The sequence below is a fragment of the Bradyrhizobium sp. USDA 3240 genome (assembly GCF_054063295.1).
The window spans coordinates 6608604-6627866 of record NZ_JBSSGD010000002.1 but is presented as its reverse complement, the minus strand read 5'-3'; the positions used below and the strand labels follow the sequence as shown (position 1 = coordinate 6627866).

The 19263-nt window shown below is 65.1% G+C and carries 18 protein-coding genes; 9 read left to right on the top strand and 9 right to left on the bottom strand.

Annotated elements, in window-relative coordinates; translation table 11 throughout:
• The first annotated feature begins 135 nt into the window (after nt 1-135).
• From ACVIGA_RS32075 to ACVIGA_RS32040, 8 genes are read left to right on the top strand one after another with little or no spacing between them, the layout of a single operon-like run.
• Complete coding sequence (locus ACVIGA_RS32075) at nt 136-1446, top strand: phytoene desaturase family protein (RefSeq protein WP_456669138.1); 1311 nt, start codon at nt 136-138, stop codon at nt 1444-1446.
• A 5-nt stretch (nt 1447-1451) separates the two neighbouring features.
• Nucleotides 1452-2306, top strand: a complete 855-nt coding sequence (locus ACVIGA_RS32070; protein WP_456669137.1) for an ABC transporter ATP-binding protein — start codon at nt 1452-1454, stop codon at nt 2304-2306.
• Nucleotides 2303-3094 carry an ABC transporter ATP-binding protein gene (locus tag ACVIGA_RS32065; protein ID WP_223969945.1) on the top strand — a complete coding sequence of 264 codons (792 nt, stop codon included), beginning with the start codon at nt 2303-2305 and terminating at the stop codon, nt 3092-3094. Before ACVIGA_RS32070 ends, ACVIGA_RS32065 begins: the two co-directional genes overlap by 4 nt.
• Complete coding sequence (locus tag ACVIGA_RS32060) at nt 3094-5028, top strand: AMP-dependent synthetase/ligase (RefSeq protein WP_456669136.1); 1935 nt, start codon at nt 3094-3096, stop codon at nt 5026-5028. Before ACVIGA_RS32065 ends, ACVIGA_RS32060 begins: the two co-directional genes overlap by 1 nt.
• Nucleotides 5029-5901, top strand: a complete 873-nt coding sequence (locus ACVIGA_RS32055) for a branched-chain amino acid ABC transporter permease (protein WP_456669135.1) — start codon at nt 5029-5031, stop codon at nt 5899-5901.
• On the top strand, nt 5901-6947 hold the full coding sequence (locus ACVIGA_RS32050; RefSeq protein WP_456669134.1) for a branched-chain amino acid ABC transporter permease: 1047 nt from the start codon (nt 5901-5903) through the stop codon (nt 6945-6947). The genes ACVIGA_RS32055 and ACVIGA_RS32050 overlap by 1 nt, the downstream gene beginning before the upstream one ends.
• A gap of 34 nt (nt 6948-6981) precedes the next feature.
• Nucleotides 6982-8142 (top strand): ABC transporter substrate-binding protein, encoded by a 1161-nt coding sequence (locus ACVIGA_RS32045; RefSeq protein ID WP_456669133.1) that lies wholly within the window; start codon nt 6982-6984, stop codon nt 8140-8142.
• A gap of 4 nt (nt 8143-8146) precedes the next feature.
• Entirely contained in the window at nt 8147-8893 is a 747-nt protein-coding gene (locus ACVIGA_RS32040; protein ID WP_456669132.1) for an NAD(P)H-dependent oxidoreductase, read from the top strand.
• A gap of 175 nt (nt 8894-9068) precedes the next feature.
• On the opposite strand, the gene ACVIGA_RS32035 is transcribed toward ACVIGA_RS32040, so the two are convergent.
• The 9 genes from ACVIGA_RS32035 to ACVIGA_RS31995 form a co-directional block, all read right to left on the bottom strand.
• Nucleotides 9069-10262, bottom strand: coding sequence for an acyl-CoA dehydrogenase family protein (locus tag ACVIGA_RS32035; RefSeq protein ID WP_456669131.1), 1194 nt, complete (start codon nt 10260-10262; stop codon nt 9069-9071).
• Nucleotides 10259-11194: an alpha/beta hydrolase gene (locus tag ACVIGA_RS32030; RefSeq protein ID WP_456669130.1), complete on the bottom strand. Its 936-nt coding sequence runs from the start codon at nt 11192-11194 to the stop codon at nt 10259-10261. Before ACVIGA_RS32030 ends, ACVIGA_RS32035 begins: the two co-directional genes overlap by 4 nt.
• A gap of 1 nt (nt 11195) precedes the next feature.
• Nucleotides 11196-11945 carry an SDR family NAD(P)-dependent oxidoreductase gene (locus ACVIGA_RS32025; RefSeq protein WP_456669129.1) on the bottom strand — a complete coding sequence of 250 codons (750 nt, stop codon included), beginning with the start codon at nt 11943-11945 and terminating at the stop codon, nt 11196-11198.
• A gap of 1 nt (nt 11946) precedes the next feature.
• On the bottom strand, nt 11947-12741 hold the full coding sequence (locus ACVIGA_RS32020) for an enoyl-CoA hydratase/isomerase family protein (protein ID WP_456669128.1): 795 nt from the start codon (nt 12739-12741) through the stop codon (nt 11947-11949).
• A 13-nt stretch (nt 12742-12754) separates the two neighbouring features.
• Entirely contained in the window at nt 12755-13252 is a 498-nt protein-coding gene (locus tag ACVIGA_RS32015) for an aromatic-ring-hydroxylating dioxygenase subunit beta (RefSeq protein ID WP_456669127.1), read from the bottom strand.
• Complete coding sequence (locus tag ACVIGA_RS32010) at nt 13252-14511, bottom strand: aromatic ring-hydroxylating oxygenase subunit alpha (RefSeq protein WP_456669126.1); 1260 nt, start codon at nt 14509-14511, stop codon at nt 13252-13254. The genes ACVIGA_RS32015 and ACVIGA_RS32010 overlap by 1 nt, the downstream gene beginning before the upstream one ends.
• 188 nt (nt 14512-14699) lie before the next feature.
• Nucleotides 14700-15209, bottom strand: coding sequence for a hypothetical protein (locus tag ACVIGA_RS32005; RefSeq protein WP_456669125.1), 510 nt, complete (start codon nt 15207-15209; stop codon nt 14700-14702).
• Nucleotides 15206-16273 carry a phosphotransferase family protein gene (locus tag ACVIGA_RS32000; protein ID WP_456669124.1) on the bottom strand — a complete coding sequence of 356 codons (1068 nt, stop codon included), beginning with the start codon at nt 16271-16273 and terminating at the stop codon, nt 15206-15208. Before ACVIGA_RS32000 ends, ACVIGA_RS32005 begins: the two co-directional genes overlap by 4 nt.
• Nucleotides 16273-17826 (bottom strand): acyl-CoA synthetase, encoded by a 1554-nt coding sequence (locus ACVIGA_RS31995; RefSeq protein WP_456669123.1) that lies wholly within the window; start codon nt 17824-17826, stop codon nt 16273-16275. The genes ACVIGA_RS32000 and ACVIGA_RS31995 overlap by 1 nt, the downstream gene beginning before the upstream one ends.
• 199 nt (nt 17827-18025) lie before the next feature.
• Here ACVIGA_RS31995 and ACVIGA_RS31990 point away from each other — a divergent pair, with 199 nt between their 5' ends.
• The gene (locus ACVIGA_RS31990; protein WP_456669122.1) at nt 18026-19249 is read left to right on the top strand and encodes an ABC transporter substrate-binding protein; all 1224 of its coding nucleotides are present in this window, start codon (nt 18026-18028) and stop codon (nt 19247-19249) included.
• Nucleotides 19250-19263: the final 14 nt, after the last annotated feature.

Genomic DNA, 19263 nt, shown 5'->3' with positions numbered 1-19263 from the left:
GCAAGCGACGCCGGCTCATTGACCTGCGTCAAAAAATAATTTGAACGACCGGTCGGATTATATTAGAGTGCCTGCCATCAAGCAAGCGGATTGCGCACGCCGGGACCAACCCGGCGGCATTGAGGGAGGCTGCGCGTGGATTCTCAGAAGGTCGATGCTGTCGTGATCGGAGCCGGCGCCGGCGGGCTGTGCGCCGCAGCGCGGCTTGCCCATGGCGGGCTGCATACGCTCGTCGTCGACGACAAGGACCGGCTCGGCGGGCGCGCCTCGACCGAGGAGATCGACGGCTTCAAGGTCAATATCGGCGCGATCGCGATCGAGTTCGGCGGCGTGTTCGAGGAAACCTTCCACACCGTCGGCGCCCCGCTCGACATCCGCGCGCCGGAGCCTGCGAGCTCGTTCTTCATCGACGGCAAGGTGATCGATGTCGGCCGCGGCGGCTGGTCGCTGCTGCTCGGGCAACTGACCAAGCAAGCCTCGCGCATCCTGGAGAAATTCGCCGATGCGCGCTCCGGCAATCTGCCCGACGGGCGGCAATCGACCGAAGACTGGCTGAAGGGCTACACCAGCAACGCCACGGTGCACGCGCTGTTCCGCAATCTCTGCGCGGCGATCTTCGCCTGCAACGCCGCCGAGCTGCCGGCCCGCGCCTTCCTCACCTATTTCACCGGCAAGGGCGCCTTCAAGAAATTCGGCTTCTGCCCGCAGGGCACGATCGGCGTCTGGAACAGCCTCGGCAGCGCTGTCAGGCGCAACGGCAACATCTGGCTCGAAACGCCGGCGACCACAATCCACACCGCCAACGGCCGCGTCGAGGGCGTCACCGTGCTCAGGAACGGCGAGAAGGTGCGGATCGACACCGATCTTGTGATCAGCAATGCCGGACCGAAGGCCACCGTCGCGCTCGCCGGCAGCGAGGCTTTCCCGGCGGATTATCTCGCCAAGGTGAAGAACGACCTGCGCCCAGCCGCCAATATTGTCATCAATGTCGCGAGCCGCGAGCCGCTGATCAACCACCCCGGCATCGTCACCTTCGGCAAGACGCGCCGACTCTGCAACATGGCGAACCTTTCCGCCACGTGCCCCGAACTGGCCCCGCCCGGCTGGCATCTCTATGTCGCCTACGCCGTGCCGGTGCCCGCGCTCGGCGATTTCGACGCGGATGCCGAGGTCGCGCTCGCGCTCGAAGATCTGCGCGAGCAGTTCCACAATTTCGATCAGGCGAAAATCCTCTCGATCCGGGTGATGCGCGACGACTGGCCGGCGCAACGCAGCTGCGCCGGTTATGACCTGCCGCGCGAGACTGGCATCGAAGGCCTGTGGTGCGTCGGCGATGCGGTGAAGCAGTATGGCAATGGCGGCACCCAGGCTTGCGCCGAGACCGCCAAGATCGTGACCGATGCGATCTTCGCCGCGCGCCCTCGCCGATCGGTCGGCCGGGTCTGAGCGCGATGCCAACGACGATCCCGCATCCGACGTCGCAAGCAACTCCCCAGGCCGCGCCGGCGCGGGAGTGCCTGCTCGAATTCCGCAACATCCGGATCGTCTACGACAACGCGATCGAGGCGATCCGCGATGTCTCGATCGCAGTGCCCGAGGGCAGCATCGTCGCCCTGCTCGGCTCCAACGGCGCCGGCAAGTCGACGCTGCTGAAGGCGATGTCTGGCATTCTCTACACCGAGGAGGGTGTGATCGAAAACGGCAGCATCCGCTTCCGCAATGACGAGGTGCATCGCCTCGCGCCGGACGAGCTGGTGCGCCGCGGTATCGTGCAGGTGCCGGAAGGCCGCCGCGTGTTCGCCGCGTTGACCATCGACGAGAACCTGCAAATGGGCGGCTACAACAGGACCAACGCCGAGGCGCGCGAGCGCCGCGATAAGGTGTTTGCGCTGTTTCCGCGGCTCCATGAGCGGCGCGACCAGATCGCCGGCTACATGTCCGGCGGCGAGCAGCAGATGCTCGCGATCGGCCGCGCGCTGATGACCGATCCGGTGCTGCTGGCGCTCGACGAGCCGTCGCTCGGCCTCGCGCCCTTGATCATCGACCGCATCTATGAGGTGATTGTCCGGCTGCGCGATGAGCTGAAGATGACCGTGCTACTGGTCGAACAGAACGCGCAGCGCGCGCTCGACATCGCCGACTATGGCTACATCCTGGAGACCGGTCGCGTCGTGCTCGACGGCACGGCTGCGAGGCTCACCGCCAACGAGGACGTCCAGGAGTTCTATCTCGGCGTCTCCTCCACCGGCCGCAAGAGCCTGCGCGACGTCAAGCATTACAAGCGCCGCAAGCGGTGGCTGTCGTGACCGCGCTGCTCATGGTCGAGAACCTGTCAAAACGCTTCGGCGGCCTGCAGGCTGTCGCCGATGTCAGCCTTCAGGTCAGCCCCGGCGAGATCTGCAGCGTGATCGGCCCGAACGGCGCCGGCAAGACCACGCTGTTCAACATGATCTCGGGCGTGCTGCGGCCGAGCGGCGGCCGGATCATCTTCGACGGCATCGACCTTGCGACCATTTCGCCATGGAAATTCGCCGCCGTCGGCATCGGCCGCACCTTCCAGAATCTGGCGTTATTCAAGCACGGCACCGTGGTCGAGAACATCCTGACCGGCCGCCACACCCATCTGCGCTCGACCGTGCTCGACGCCGTGGTGTTCTTCGGCCGCACCCGCAAGGAGGAGATCGCGGCCCGGCAGCGCGTCGAGCACATCATCGAGTTCCTCGAGATCGAGCATATCAGGGACGCCGTGGTCGGCACGCTGTCTTACGGCCAGCAGAAGCGCGTCGAGCTCGCCCGCGCGCTCGCCTGCGAGCCGAAATTGCTGCTGCTCGACGAGATGGTCTCCGGTATGAACCAGGAGGAGACCGAGGATATCGCGCGCTTCGTGCTCGACATCCGCGACGAGCTCGGCATCACCGTCGTGATGATCGAGCACGAGATGCGCATCGTGATGGACATTTCCGACCGCATCCATGTGCTGAATTTCGGGCGCAAGATCGCAGAAGGCGCGCCCGACGAGATCAGGCGAGATCCTGCCGTCGCGGAGGCCTATCTCGGTGGCCAGCGCGCCGAAGCGATGAAGGCGGGCGCGTGATGTCGACGATGGACAGCCTGCGTACCGCTCATCCGCCGCTGCGGGCCAACGCCGCGCGCAGCGCACCCGCGGCGGGAGCCGACACATTGCAGGTCGCGCTTTCGGATGCCGCCATCACCATCCCGCAATTGCTGCGGCAACGCGCCGCCATACATGGCGATGCACTGGCGCTGCGGGAGAAGGATTACGGCATCTGGAATCCCTATTCGTGGCAGCATTACTACGAGACCGCGCGCGCGGTCGCGCTCGGCCTGCTGTCGCTCGGCATCAAGCCCGGCGACCGGGTCGCTATCGCCGGCGAGAATACGCCGGAATGGTTTTACGCAGATCTCGGTACCCAGATGATCGGCGCGGTCGCGGTCGGCATCTATCCGACCAATCCCTGGGTCGAGCTACAATATATCGTCAAGCATTCCGGCGCGCGAATCGTCGTCACCGGCGATCAGGAGCAGACCGACAAAGTGCTCGACGCGTTGGCCAACAATGGCGGCCTGCCGGATCTGGAAGCCATCGTCTGCATCGACATGAAGGGGCTGCGGCACTATCGGCAATCGGAGCTGATGTCGTTCGCCGCCTTGTGCGAACGCGGCAAGGGCTACGCCGAGGCGAACCCGGAGGCTGATGCTACCCTCGATCGCCTGATCAACCAGGGCGCGCCCGACGATGTCTGCATCCTCGTCTACACCTCGGGCACGACGGGCCCGCCCAAAGGCGCGATGCTGACCTATCGCAATCTCGTCTACGCCGCCTATGCCTACGCCAAGACCGTCGGCATCGCCGACAAGCCGTTCGAAGCGGTGAGCTATCTGCCGCTGTGCCACGTCGCCGAGCGCTGCTATGGTACGGTGACGCATCTGGTGCTCGGTGGCACCGTCTCCTTTGCCGAATCGATCGACACGGTCGCGATCAACATCCGCGAGATCGCGCCGACGTTCTTCGTCGGCGTGCCCCGCATCTACGAAAAACTGCAACAGGGCTTTCTGTTCAGGCTCGGCGAGAGCGGCCGGCTGCGGCAGAGCTTCACCAAGGCCTGCCTCGCCTGGGGCCGCACGCTGTCCGACCGTCGGCAGGCCGGCAAGGAAGGCTGGCTCGACCGCGTCGCCTACGGGCTGCTTTATCTCTTGATGTTCCGCAATTTGCAGCGCCATCTCGGCTTCGCTTACAGCCGGCACCGGCTCTGCGCCGGCGCCTCGATCTCGCCGGAGACGTTGCGCTTCTTCGACATCATCGGCCGCCCGGTGTCGCAGGGCTATGGCCTCACCGAAAGCGGCGGCGTCGCCTTCATCCAGACGGAAAGCCACCACCGGATCGGCGGCTGCGGCGTGCCGCTGCCGCAGACCGAATGGAAGTGCGACAGCGACGGCGAGATCCTGCTGCGCAACCCCGGCGTCTTCAAAGGCTACTTCCTCGACGAGACGGCCTCCACCGCTTCGCTGGAGCAAGGCGGCTGGCTGCGCACCGGCGACATCATCGACATCCTCGACAACGGCGAGATCGCCGTGGTCGACCGCAAGAAGGCGATCATCATCACCGCCGGCGGCAAGAACATTGCGCCGTCGGAGATCGAGAACGCGCTGAAGGATTCCGAATTCATCAAGGAAGCGATCGTGGTCGGCGAGGCCAAAAAATACCTCGGCGCCATCCTCCAGGTCGACTACGACAATGTCGGCCGCTGGGCGCGCGACCGGGCGCTGGCCTATACCAATTACAAGTCGTTGTCGCAGCTGCCTGAAGTGCACGAGCTGGTCGAGCGGATCGTGAGCGACACCAACAAGCGCTTCGCCCGGGTCGAGAATATTCGCCGCTTCGCCATCCTCGAGAAGGAGCTCGACCATGACGACGGCGAGCTCACCGCCACGCAGAAGGTGCGCCGCGCCATGATCGAGAAGAAGTTCGCGCGCGAGCTCGCCATCATCTACCAGGCGGAGGGCTGAATGCAGTATCTCATTCAGCTTTTGATCTCCGGGCTTGCGATCGGTGCGATCTACGGCCTGATCGCGATGGGCTTTGCGGTGATCTACAAGTCCACCGGCCTGGTCAATTTCGCGCAGGGCGAGATGACCATGATCACGGCCTATATCGCCTGGACGATCTCGACCACGGTCAGCGGCAATGTGTTCGTCGTAGCGCTGGGCGCGATCCTCGCCGCGGTCCTGCTCGGCCTCGTCATCGAGCGCCTGGTGATGCGGCCGATGCTGGGCGAGCCGGTGTTCGCGACCGTGATGGTGACGATCGGGCTCGCGGTGATCCTGCGCTCGGCCATCAATTTCATCTGGGACGCCTACCCGCATGGCATCGATATCGGCATGGGCCGCGGCATCGTGCACCTCGGCGGCATCGGCGTGCGCACCGGACAAATCGCCGTCATCGTCACGCTGCTGGCGCTGCTCGCGGCGATCTGGGCGTTCTTCCGCTACAGCAAGGTCGGCGTCGCGATGCGCGCGGTCGCGGCCGACGACCGCACCGCGCTGTTGATGGGCATCAGCGCCACCAGGGTTCATGCGCTGGCCTGGGCCGCATCCTCGGTGATCGCCGGCACCGGCGGCGTGTTCTTTGCACTGTCCTACGACTTGTCACCGGCGATGTTCCAGCTCGGGCTGAAGGCGTTTCCGGCCACGATCCTGGGCGGTCTCGATGCGGTGCTGGGCTCCGGCCTCGGCGGCCTCCTGATCGGCATCACCGAAAACCTCGCCGGCGGCTATCTCGGCTCCGGCATGAAGGAAGTCGCGGGCTTTGCCATGATCATCGTGGTGCTGATGGTCCGCCCGTTCGGCATCTTCGGCGAACGCGATATCGAGAGGGTCTGATGCGCACCGGCGACTACAAGCAGAGCTATGGCGAACTGGTCGCGCTGGTCGATTCCCCGCCGGTGTGGCTCTGGTCGGCCGTGCTGCTGCTGGCACTGATCGCGGCGCCTCATCTGCTGAACTCCTACGCGTTGTCGTTCCTGATGATCATCCTGATCACGGCGACCGGCGCGCTCGGGCTCAACATCCTGACCGGCTACACCGGTCTCATTTCGCTCGGCCATGTCGGCTTCCTCGTCACCGGCGCCTATGCCTATGCGGTGCTGGTCTCGAAGTACCACGTGCCGCCGCTGGTCGGCTTCCTCGGCGCCGGCGTGGTGCCGGCGCTTGCCAGCCTGATCGTCGGCGCACCATCGCTGCGGCTCAAGGGGCTCTATCTCGCGATCACCACACTCGCCTTCTCCTTCATCATCAACACCGTGATCCTGGAGATGCGCTGGTTGACCAACGGCGCACGCGGCATCCAGGTGCAGCGGCCGGACATCCTCGGCATCAGCTTCGACGGCGATGCGGCCTTCACCTATCTCTGCCTCGCCTTCGCAGCCTTGACGCTGTTCGCCACGCTCAACATCCGCCGCAGCCGGGTCGGCCGCGCCTTCGTCGCGATCAGGGACAACGACACCGCGGCGCGCATGATGGGCATCAACCTTCACGCCTACAAGTTGTTCGCCTTCGTCACCTCGGCCTTCATCACCGGAATCGCTGGCGCGCTTTACGGCATCTATCTCTCCTTTGTCAGCGTCGAAGGCTTTCCGTTCCTGCTCTCGATCGAAGCGCTGGCGATCCTGATCGTCGGTGGCCTCGGCTCGGCGCTCGGCGCCGTGCTCGGCACCATCCTGATCGTGCTGCTGCCGGAGGCGACAAGGCTCGTCTTCAGCCTGTTCAGCGCTCAGATGGACGCGACCTTCACGACCGGCGCGCAGGAGCTGAAGAGCATGCTCTACGGCCTCGTCATCATCCTGTTCCTGCGCTTCCAGCCGAGGGGGCTGGTCGGCGCCTGGCACGACATCAAGCGGACCTGGGTGCACTGGCCGCTGCGCTACTAACCAAAAAAAGACACAACACCATGAGGAGGAGACAATGATCAGACATCTGGCGGCGGCCTCGCTGCTGCTCACCACGGCCTGCCTTGCCATCGGCCCCGCTGCTGCCGCCGATCCCGGCGTCACAGACACCGAGATCCTGATCGGTGACGTCGAGCCCCTGACCGGCCCGCCGGCGCTGCTCGGCGTCGCGGCCTCGATCGGCCACAAGATCGCGATCGCGGAGGCCAACGCCGCCGGCGGCATCAACGGCCGCAAGATCAAATACGTGCTGGAGGACGACGGCTACGTCACCGCGCGCACCATCCAGGGCGTCAAGAAGGTGATCGACGTCGACAAGGTGTTCGCGATAATCGGGATCTCCGGCTCGGGTCAGTCGATCGCCGTCATGCCGGTGCTGGAGAAATCCGGCATCCCGACCGTGATCGACGTCGCGCCGGTGAAGTTCCTGTGGGAGCCGCCGCGCAAGAACGTGTTCGTGGTCGGCCAATCCTACGAGGAAGGCATCATCCACCTCGTCAACTTCCTGGCCGACAAGAATCCCGGCAAGAAATGGGGCCTGATCACCCAGGACGACGATTACGGCATCACGGTGCGCGACGGCTTCGATACCGTCGTCAAGGTCAAGAAGCTGAACGTGGTCTACAGCGGCAACTACAAGAAAGGTCAGCAGGATTTCTCGTCCGACATGCTACAGCTGAAGGATTCCGGCGCCGAAGTCTTCCTGGCCGGTGGCATCATTGGCGAGAACATCGCGATGATGAAGGAGCTCGAGAAGCTCGGTATCAAGCCGGTGACCGGCATCTTCTGGCCCGGCCGCATCGAACCGGTGCTGAAGCTGATGGGCCCGGCCGGCGACGGCATCTATGCCGTCGACTATGTCGAACCGTTCGCGGGCGCCGCCGGCAAGGCGTTCCTCGAGAAGGCCAAGCCGCTGGTGTCGGAGGCCGAGTTCAAGGGCATCAACCGCTACACCATGACCGGCTATGCCGCCGCGAAAGTCCTGATCGCGGCGATCGAGCGCTGCGGCAAGCAACCGACCTGGGCCTGCACCATCTCGGAACTGGAGAAGACCAGGAATGTCGAGACCGGCGTGATGGCGCCGATCAGCTTCGGCCCCGGCGTCCGCTTCTCCAACCAGAAGCTGCAGATCATGCAGGCCGATACGGCGACGCTCAGCTTCAAGCCGGTGAACTAGAACGATGAAGGTCCTGATCGTCTTTGCTCATCAGGAGGCGCAGTCGTTCAACGCTGCGCTGCTGGCGCGGTCGGTGGCGGAGCTGACCGCGCTCGGGCATACGGTCAGGATCTCCGATCTCTACGCCATGCGCTTCAACCCTGTGGCGACCGCCGAAGACTTTGGCGAGCGGCGGTTCCCCGACCGGCTGCAATATGACCGCGAGCAGAAATACAATCTGCAACAGGAGTCGCTCAGCGGCGACATCGCCGCCGAGATCGAGAAGCTGCTGTGGTGCGACCTCCTGATCCTGCAGTTTCCGCTGTGGTGGTTTTCCGTTCCCGCCATCATGAAGGGCTGGATCGACCGCGTGTTCGTCAACGGCGCGGTCTATGGCAGCGGCCGCCGCTACGACACCGGCGGCCTCGCCGGCCGCCGCGCCATGGTCGTGACCTCGACCGCAGCCTATCCCGGGATGTGCGCGCCTAACGGGCTGGTTGGCGCACTCGACGTGGTGCTGTGGCCGATCCAGAACGGCACCCTGGCCTATGCCGGCTGCAAGGTGCTGCCGCCCTTCGTGTCGTATTCGGTGAATTTCGTCGACGAGGCGACACGGCATCGTTATCTCGACGACTATGCCGAACGGCTGCGGCGGATCGAGAGCACCGAGCCGTTGTTCTTCCATCCGCTCGCGGATTTCGGCGAGGACTGGCGGCTGAAGCCGGGGATCGCGGCGCAGACGGTTGGGCAGGGCGCGCGTGCCCACAAATGACATGACCCGGACGTAGGTCTGCTCCCTCGCCCCGTTCTTACGGGGAGAGGGTTGGGGTGAGGGGCTGCTCCCGCACATATGGTGATAGAAGCACTTGCGGAGACTCCCCCTCACCCGGATCGCATCAGCGATGCGATCCGACCTCTCCCCGCGAGCGGGGCGAGGCAAGAAAGAATCACATCCGCTTCGCCACCTCTTCCAGCATCACCTCGGTGGCACCGCCGCCGATCGTCAGCACGCGGGCGTCGCGCACCATACGTTCGATCGGGGTGCCGCGCATGAAGCCTGAGCCGCCGTGCAATTGCAGGCAGCCATGCACGACTTCGTGCAGCACCTCCGGCGACAGCGCCTTCACCATCGACACTTCGCGCAAGCACTCCTGCCCCGCCGCCGCAAGCTCGGCGGCCTGATAGGCCAGCGCACGCGCCGCTGCCGCCTTCGCGGCGAGCTGGGCGAGCTTCAACCGTACGCCCTGCTGGTTCCACAGCGGCCCGCCGAATGCCTGCCGCGTCTTCACATAGTTCGTCGTCAGCTCGATCGCCTTGGCGGACTCGCCGGCGCAGATGCCGCCGATGCAGATGCGCTCGTTCTGGAAGGTCTCCATGATGCCATAGAAACCCTTGTTCTCCTCGCCGAGCAGATTTTCCGCCGGCACGCGCACGTCCTGGAACGAAATCTCGGCGGTGTCCGAGCAAAGCCAGCCATGCTTGTCGAGCTTGGTTGCCGTGATGCCCGGTGTGTTGTGCTCGACGATGAACAGCGAGATGCCGCGACTGCCCTTGGCGTGCGGGTCGGTGCGCGCGGCAACGATCAGGATATCGCCATAGACCGCGTTGGTGATGAACATCTTTGCGCCGTTGATCACCCAGTGATCGCCGTCTCGCCGCGCGCGCGTCTTGAGACCCGCGACATCGGAGCCGGCGTCGGGCTCGGTGACCGCGATCGAACAGACCGTCTCGCCGCGGACAATCGCAGGCAGATATTTCTGCTTCTGCTCCGGCGTGCCGCGCAGGCTGATGTGCACCGCCGACATGTCGGTATGAACCAGGATCGACGAGGTGAAGCCGCCGAAGCTCGAGCGTCCGAGCTCCTCGGCAAACACCATCGAGGCCAGCGGTCCCATGTCGGTGCCGCCATATTCGGCGGCGTGGCGCATGCCGAGGAAGCCGAGCGCACCCATGCGGCGATAGATCTCGCGCGGGATCTTGCCGTCGCGCTCCCACGCCTCGGCATGCGGCACCACTTCCTTCTCGACGAAGCGGCGAACCTGCTCGCGCAGCATGCGCAGTTCCTCAGGCAGATTGGGCGGCTCCGGAAAATGGAATGCGGTCTCAGAGAGCTGGCGCGGATCCGAGGTCATGACGTTCATTGTGGCGCCCTCTCATGGCCGATGTGAAGATGGTTGCGCAGAAAAACTGCGAGAGATGCGATCGCCTCTCGCGCCTGCGGAATCTCGGGGAACATCTGGAAGACGTGGATCATGCCGTCCCAGACCTGGAGCTCGACGTCGGCGCCGGCGGTCTTGGCGCGCGCAGCAAGCTCGGTCGAATCGTCGCGCACGGTTTCTCGGTCGCCGACCTGCACCAGGAGCGGCGGCAGCCGACTGAGATCGGCATAAAGCGGCGAGGCCAGCGGATCACGGGGGTCATCGTCCTTGCCGAGATAGTTCTTGGCAAGCGCCAGGATCATCGCGCGCTGGTGGATCGGATCGGCCTCGGCCCTGCTCTGATAGCTCGCGCCGCTCGCGGTGAGATCGGTCCAAGGCGACATCAGCGCGCCGGCGGCGGGGAGCGGCAGGCCGCGATCCCGCGCTGCCAGCATCGCAGCGAGCACGAGATTGCCACCGGCAGAATCCCCTGCGAAGGCTATATCGGCAGGACGCAGTCCCTGATCGCGTAAATATTGATAGGCAGCCAGCGCATCATCGAGCGCCGCCGGAAACCGGTACTCTGGAGCAAGCCGGTAATTGATCGAAAGCACGCGGCAGCCCGACGCATCAGCGATCCGCGCGGCCAAGTCGCGATGCGAGACGACCGAGCCGATGCGAAAGCCGCCGCCGTGAAAATAGAGCACCGCTTTGTCGCGCGATGAGCCGGATGGCGCGAGCCACTCGCCGTCGACGCCGCCGGCGGAAACCGGCTCAATCGTTATTGGCACCGAGCAGCCGGCAAAGGCTGCATCCCAATCGCTGCGCATCTGCGCCACTGATGTGTCGCGGCTCCAGCCGCGATAGATCGCACGCAGGCGCTCGATGGCGCGATCGATCGGCGTGATGGCGATATCGTCGCCTGTGCTGGCCATCTCAGCCGCCAATGCCCATGCCACCGGAAACGCCGAGCGTCTCGCCGGTGATATAGGCGGCCTGGTCGGAGGCCAGGAACAGCGCGGCGGCCGCAACCTCCTCCGGCTCGCCGAGCCGGCCGAGCAGCGTCGCGCCGGTCATCGCCTGCAGGATCTTGTCGCCGCCCTTTGCCACCGCCTGCTCCAGCATCGGCGTGCGGATCGGTCCCGGCGCGATCGCATTGGCGGTGATGCGAAAGCGTGCATTCTCCCGCGCGATGCTCCTGGTGAAGGAGATCACGCCGCCCTTGGCCGCGGAGTACACGGCGCCCCCTTTCGAGCCGAGTCGTGCGGCCTCCGAGGTGACATTGATGATGCGGCCGAACCGCGCCGCCTGCATCGCCGGCAACGCGGCGTGCGTACAGGCGAGCACCGAGATGAGATTGACCGCGATCAGCCGGGCCCAATCCTCCGCATTGGTGTCGGTGAAGAAGGCGTGCTGATCGACGCCGGCATTGTTGACGACGATGTCGAACGGGCCGTCCTGCGCGATCACCGCATGTACGGCGGTTGCATCGCAGACATCGAGCCCGGCGACGCCGGCGCCGGTCTCCCGCGCAAGTTCGGAAGCTGCCGCCACGTCGAGATCGGCGATCACGACCCTTGCGCCCGCCCCAGCGAAGCCGCGCACGATCGCAGCCCCGATGCCGCGCGCGCCGCCGGAAACGAAGGCACGTCGGCCATCGAGACGTCCGAATGGCAAGGTCGCCACGTCAGCGCCCCGTGAAGATAGGCTTGCGCCGCTCGATCACGGCGGCGAGCCCTTCGCGCGCGTCGGCCATGCCGGAAAGTTCGGCAACGGTGCGCGCCTCCTCCGACAGGCACTGCTCGATGCTGGTGCCGGTGCCGGCCCAGACCAGCCGCTTGGTCGCCGCCAGCGCTTTCGGCGCACCGGCCGCGAGCTCGCGCGCCAGCGCGAGCGATGCATCGGCGAGCTCGGCATCGGGCACGACCCTGGTGACGATACCCATCTGCAGGGCTTCGGTTGCCGGGATCACCGGGTTGGTCAGCAGGATCGACATCGCCCGCCGCAACCCGACCAGCCGCGACAGCGTGACGGAGACGCCGGCATCCGGCGCCATCGCTACCCGCGTCGCGCCTGCGAGGAATTTGGCCGATTCCGCCGCGATCACGATGTCGGACGCGCAGACCAAGCCGAAGCCGCCGCCGCCCGCCGCAAATCCCTGCACCGAGGCGATCACAGGCGCCTCCAGCCGCAGCAATCCGGTCACCGCATTCTGCAGATAGGCGGTGGCCTGGCGGATATAGTCGGGCAGCTTCTCGCCCTTGGAGGCAAAGGCGCGGACATCGCCGCCGGCGCAAAAGTTCGTGCCCTCGCCGCTCAGCAGCACGACGCGCAAATCCGGATAGCCGTGGCAGGCCATGATGGCGTCGCACAGCGCGCTCAGGAGCTCGGCGCTCATGCCGTTGGCAGCATCGGGGCGGTTGAGCCGCAGCCGCGCGATGCCGTCGGTGATGTCGAGCAGAACGGGGCCCTTGTCGATCATGGCGAAACCTTCCCTAAACCAGGAATGACAGCGTGTAGATCGCCTTGTCGTTGTTGACGAGGATGACCTTCTTGCTGACCATCCGCAATTCGCCATCGACATGGCGCAGCCGGTATTCATTGCGCGCCGCCCACAGCGTGTCGTCGCGCAGGCTCGACTCGAAAATCAGGCTGTTGCTGGCGACAGCGATGTCGCCATCGTCCGGCTGCTCGTCCATCAACTCGATGTTGGAGATCAGCCGGCGCAGGTTCGACTGCGGCGTCTGGGTGAAGTGCTTGCCGGTCATGAGCTGCCGGACCCGCAGCGCGATCCGCGAGCGGTTGTCGTAGATGATCGACATCTGCCGCTCCGGGTCGATGTCGGCGCCGTTGGCCGGCACCCAATAGACGCCGTCGTCGGTCCAGAGCTTTTCCCAGGCCTCGTATTGATGCTCGTCCTGTAACCGCGCCTCGCGATAGAGGAAGGCGGTGATGGTGCTCATCAACGTGGCGCTGCTCTCGCGCGACAGCATCAGGCCGGCTCCATCAGCTTGCGGTAGTGGGTCCAGATGCCGCGCGACGGCACCTCGTCGGTGACGTGGCCGACCGTAAAGCCGAGCTCATCCTGCCGCTGGCGCTTCTCGCCGCGGCCGAGGAAGATCCATTCCGGATTGCGCGCCAGCACGCCGCGGTGGCAGCGCTCATACATCTCGGAATCATCCGCCAGCAGGAAGCCGGCCGGGCCGACCGAGCCCATGGTCTGCTGGCGCAGCCTCCGGTTCAGATCGGGCGCGCCCTTGAATTGCAGCGCGGTGACGTGCTGCACGCTGTCGTCGACGCCGAGCGGTTGGATCACGAACATCTGGATCTCGGCAATGAACAGGTTCGGAAAGATCATCACATGCGGCGTGCCGTCGATCATGATCTCGCGCGCCGCGGTGTCGCCATAGGCGGCCTTCATGCGCGCGGTGTAGTCGGGCAACCGTTCCTCGCTGGTGCCGAACCAGCTCATCGGCGCATCGCGCTTGCGGAACTCGGGCCGCAAATCGATCTCGGTGTGGCCGTTGCCATAGTCGCGCGTCAGCGCGGTCGAGGCGCCGCCATAGAGCTTGCCGATCATGCTGTCGGCGACGCCGAAGATCGAGGTGTGCACGAAAGCCGGGTGATAGCCATCGCACTCGTTCTCCAGGATAAACTTCCAGTTCGCCTTGACGCGGTGCTTGAGGAAACCCGCGGTGATCTCGACCTCGCCCTCGGGCGAAGCGCGCACCAGCCGATCGATGGTCTCCGCGGCGCCGCCGAGATGTTCCTTCAAGGTCGGGCCGTCGGCCGCGAACGAGCCGAACACGAAGCCGCGATAGGACTCGACGCGCGTCACCCGCCCGAGCGCGAGCTGCGCCTTGTCCTGCCCCTCGTAACCGTCGGGGAAGGCGTAGCCGACCAGCCGGCCGTCATTGGCGAAGGTCCAGGAGTGGAACGGACAGGTGAACGAGCGCGCATTGCCGCGCTCAAAGGAGCAGACCTGGTTGCCTCGATGCGAGCAGCGGTTGAGCAGCAGATTGACCTTGCCCTGCTCGTCGCGCGTCATGATCACGGATTGCGGGCCGATCGACTTGACGACGTAGTCGTTGGCGTTCGGGACCTCGCTCTCGTGCCCGACATAGACCCAGGTCCGGTACCAGATGTTCTTGAGTTCGGCCTCGAAGATCTCAGGGTCGGTGTAGAGCGATCCGTGCACCCGGTCGGGCCGGATCAGCCGCTCCCATGGCGAGACGCCGGTCATCATGTTCATCGCTCCGTCTCCCTCGCCGGCCGCTTGCCGCGGATGCTTTCAGCGGTCGCCAATAATAATCCGAACGACCGTTCGGTCAATGAATAGCACGTGCGTCGCGGGCCAGCAAGCTTCTTTACGAACCTTAGCGCCGATCGGCGGAACAGAGCGCAATGATGCAATCCCCGGTGGTTGGCGACGCAACCACATCAGCCCTGCGCCGCGCCGCCGTCGCGTTCGCCGCCTGCGATCTGCTGCAACATCGACTTCGGCGTCGTCGCAAGCTCGATCTTGAGCTGGTCGCAGATCGCCCGGCGCAGCAGCTGCTCGATCTCGGTCGCGCGATCGCGATCGGCTGCGCGCGCGTCCGCGCCGCTCGCCCAGAGCAGAAGCTGCCCGAGCCGCCGGTCCCCATCATCGCGCAACGCCTCGATCGCGGCGGCGTCGGACAAGTCGCCCTGGATGCGCGGCGTCGCCGGAATCTCCGGATGCATCACGCCGTCAGCCAATCGCTCGACCGCATCAAAAGTATCGTCCTGCAGCCGCACCTGCTCAAGCAGCGGGCCGGCCTTCCAGTCGGCCGCGAGCTTCAGCCCGTTCAGTGCGTAGATCGCGGAGAACACCTGCCCGCGGACGAAATCGTCGTTGCTGTTGGGCACGACATGGCTTTGCAGGGCATCGATGATGCCGTCGACCAGCCGCTCGAAGGATGCACTCATGCCGCGGCCTCCAATGCGCGATCGAAGGCCCGCACGATCGAGGGCATCTGGCTTGCCATCACCGCAAGCCGCATGTCGCTGAAGCGATCGACCTCGAAGGCGCGCACCGCGCACATCTGGATCGCCGCCGCCTGATACAGCGCATAGGCCTCGTAGAAGGCGAGGCTCTTGTCCGAGACCGCAATGCCGGAGGCGCGCTGATAGAGATCGATCACCTCGGCGCGTTCGAGCACGCCATTGAGCTTCCGGCTCCTGGCATTGAAGGTCGGCATCATCGCCCAGGCCAGATCCTCATGGGGATCGCCCAAATGAGTGAGCTCCCAATCGAGGATGGCGGTGATCCGTCCGTTGTGCTCAATGAAATTCCCGATCCGGTAGTCGCCATGCACGATGGTGCGGCACGGCGGTTGCGGGCAGTTGTCCTCAAGCCAGCGTCCGCCCGAATCGAGCAGCGGATAATAACGCGCGGTCGGACGCGCCAGCGACGCGCGCCAGCCGGCGATCGCGCAGACTTCGGCGCGTTCTCCCCCCTGCTGCAGCGATGCGAATGCAGTTGCGCCTGGATCGGTCCGATGCAGCGACGCCAGGATCTCGACGAACTGCCGGGCGATCGCACGCTTGTGGTCCGGATCAATCTCGCTCGCCGCCCAGGGTGCGGGAACATCGCCCTCGACGTGCTCGCAGATGAAGAAAGGAAAGCCGATCTCGGCACCATGCTGTTCTGATGACACCAGCGCCGGAACCGGCACACCGCTACCGGCCAGCGACTGCAACGCATAGACCTGCGGCAGCACCGAGTAAGGCGCAAACAGCCCGTTCGGCGGACCGACGCGCAGGATCAGCCTGCGATCCCCTTCGGCCGCAGAGCGCGCCACGAAAGCATAGGTGATCCAGGAGAAACCCGACGATTTGCGGCCGAAGCTCTCGATCTCCGTCCGGCCCCCGGATATTCGCGACAAATGCTGCGCGAGCGCCGTCCGCACCGCGTCGTCATTGACCGCGACTGGACGAACAGGCTCCGGCGCGGCCGGCACATCATCGGGTCGTTTGGCAACGTCCTGCATCAATTGACCGACCTCGTATAGCCCTGCCACTTCTCCTCGCGTAGCGCCGACTTCATGATCTTGCCGGAGCCGGTCAGCGGCAGCGGCTCGAGGCGGATGTCGACCGAGCGCGGGCATTTGTAGCCGGCGATCAGGGTGCGGCAATGCGCGATCACCATGTCGGAATCGAGCCGCGCACCGTCCTTCGGCACGACGATCGCATGCACCGCCTCGCCCCATTGCGGATCGGGCACCGCAATGACGGCGCATTCCCTGACTTGCTCGTGCTGGAAGATGGCGTTCTCCACCTCGCCGGAATAGACGTTCTCGCCGCCGGAGACGATCATGTCCTTGAGTCGGTCGACGATATAGACAAAGCCGTCCTCGTCCATCCAGGCGCCGTCGCCGGTGTGCAGCCAGCCGTTGCGCAACACGCGCGCGCTCTCCTCGGGCTTGCGCCAGTATCCGAGCATCACGCCGGCGCCGCGGATCGCGATCTCGCCGACCGTGCCGCGCGGCACCTCCGCGCCTGCCGCGTCGACGATGCGGATTTCGACGCCCGGCGCCGCCCGCCCTGCCGATTTGCGCTTCGCCGCCAGCGGACCTTCCAGCGCGTGATATTCCCAGGGCAGGATGGTCGCCAGCGCCGCGCTCTCGGTCATGCCGTAGCCCTGGTGGAAGCGCCAGCTCGGCAGCACCCGCATCAGCTTGACCAGCAGCGCATCCGGCATCGGCGATGCACCATACTCGCAATCCCTGACGCTGCTCAGATCATAGGTGCCGAAGGACGGATGATTGAGCATCATGTTGAGCATGGTGGGCACGAACAGGCAGTAATCCACTCTGTGCTCGGCGATGGTCCGCATTGCGAGCTCGGGCTCGAATTTCGGGATCGTGACGTGAGTGCCGCCGACCAACGTCAGCGCGATCATCGGTGAGGTGCCGGCCAGATGAAACATGCCGGCCGAGTGCAGATACCTCGTGTCTTCGCGGAACCGGAGCGCATAGATCCAGACCAGCGATTCATAGATGATGTTGGCATGCGACAGCACCACGCCCTTGGGGAAGCCGGTGGTGCCGCCGGTGTAGAAGATGCCTGCGAGATCGTTGTAGGCGCCGGATGCATCCTCGATCGGCGCATGCGCGATGAGCGCGTCATAGCCCTGCATGCCGTCGGGAACCTGTCCCTCGTCCAGGTAGACCATCGCGGTAAGTGATTTCGCGCCGCGCAGGCCTGACGCGATCTCGGCAAAGGCCTCGTCGACCAGCAGCAGTTTCGGCGTGGAATCGTCGATCGCGTAGGCATTCTCAGCGACCGCCCAGCGGGTATTGAGCGGCACTGCGACCGCACCGGCCCAGGCGATCGCATAGAGCGCCTCGATATAGAGGTCGCTGTTGTGCGCAAGAATCGCAACGCGATCGCCGGCCTCGACGCCGAGCCGCCGCAGCCCGCCCGCGGCACAGGCGACGCGATGGCCGATCTCCTTCCAGCTTCGCGACCGTCCCGCATGGATGGTGCCGGGCGCATCCTTGCGCAACTGCACCGCCGAGATGAGTGCCTGCGTCAGCTTCATGTTTCCTCCTCGCCGCCATGCGGCCGCGCACGCCTGCGGATGTTTCCGTCATGCGTGAAGCCGATACGCCCGGATATTTTAGTTGATAATCCGGACAGACGGTCTATTATTGCACAGCCAACGCGACGGGTAAAGCCCTTGAAGGCACCGCCGCAGGGATCAACGAGCCCCGTAAAAGAGGGCGTCATGGGAGGGGAAGATGCGGAAGCCAATCACAACGCTTGCCGTGTGGGCGTTCGCGCTCACCGGTGCGCTCGGATCAGCGAACGCCCAGAAGGCCTATGGCCCAGGGGTCAGCGACACCGAGATCCTGCTCGGCGCCAATGCGCCCTACAGCGGACCGGCGTCGATCTATGCGAGCTTCCCGAAGACCATGCTGGCCTATTTCACGATGCTGAACGAAAAAGGCGGCATCAACGGCCGCCACATCAACTTCGTAACCCGCGACGACGCTTATAGCCCGCCAAAGACCGTCGAGGTGACGCGCGCGCTGGTCGAGAACGACAAGGTGCTCGCAATCATGGCGCCGTTCGGCACGCCGACCAACGCCGCGATCCAGAAATACCTCAACAGCAACGGCGTCCCGCAACTTCTCGTGCAGAGCGGCGGCACCCGCTGGAACGATCCCAAGCAGTTCCCCTGGACGACGCCCTACTCGCCGACCTACGTCAACGAGTCCCGGATCATCGCCCGCTACGTGCTACGCGAAAAGCCGGATGCCAAGATCGGCGTGCTGCTGCAGGCCGACGACATCGGCAAGGATTTTGTGCTTGGCCTGAAGGAAGGGTTGGGCGCGAAAGCCGACACGATGATCGTCAAGGAGGCGATGTATCAGTCGACCGAGCCGACGATCGACTCGCAGATCGTGAATTTGAAGGCGTCCGGCGCCGACACCATCCTGATCGCCGCGCAGAACAAATTTGCCTCGATGGCGATCCGCAAGATCCACGAGCTCGGCTGGAAGCCGCTGATCTTCCTCGGCTCGACCGCGAATTCGATCGCCGGCGTGCTGGTGCCGGCGGGGATCGAGGCTTCGACCGGCATCCTGACCACGACCTCCTACAAGACGCCGAACGATCCAGCCTGGGCCAATGACAAGGGCATGACCGACTATCTCGCCTTCGCCGCGAAATACATGCCGGGGATGGACCCGAACGACGTGATCGCGGTGACCGGCTACACCACGGCCCAGCTCGGCGCGATCATCCTGCAGCGCTGCGGCGACAATCTCACGCGGGAGAACGTGCTGAAGCAGGCCACCAACCTCAGCGGCATCGAGCTGCCGATGCTGCTCCCGGGCATCACCATCCAGACCACGCCGCAGGACTACGCGGCCATCACCGAACGCCGCTTCGCCCGCTTCGACGGCAAGACCTGGGTGCTGTTCGGCGACATCGTGGGCGCGGGCCCGGCCAAGGACTGATCCCGCACCACCCA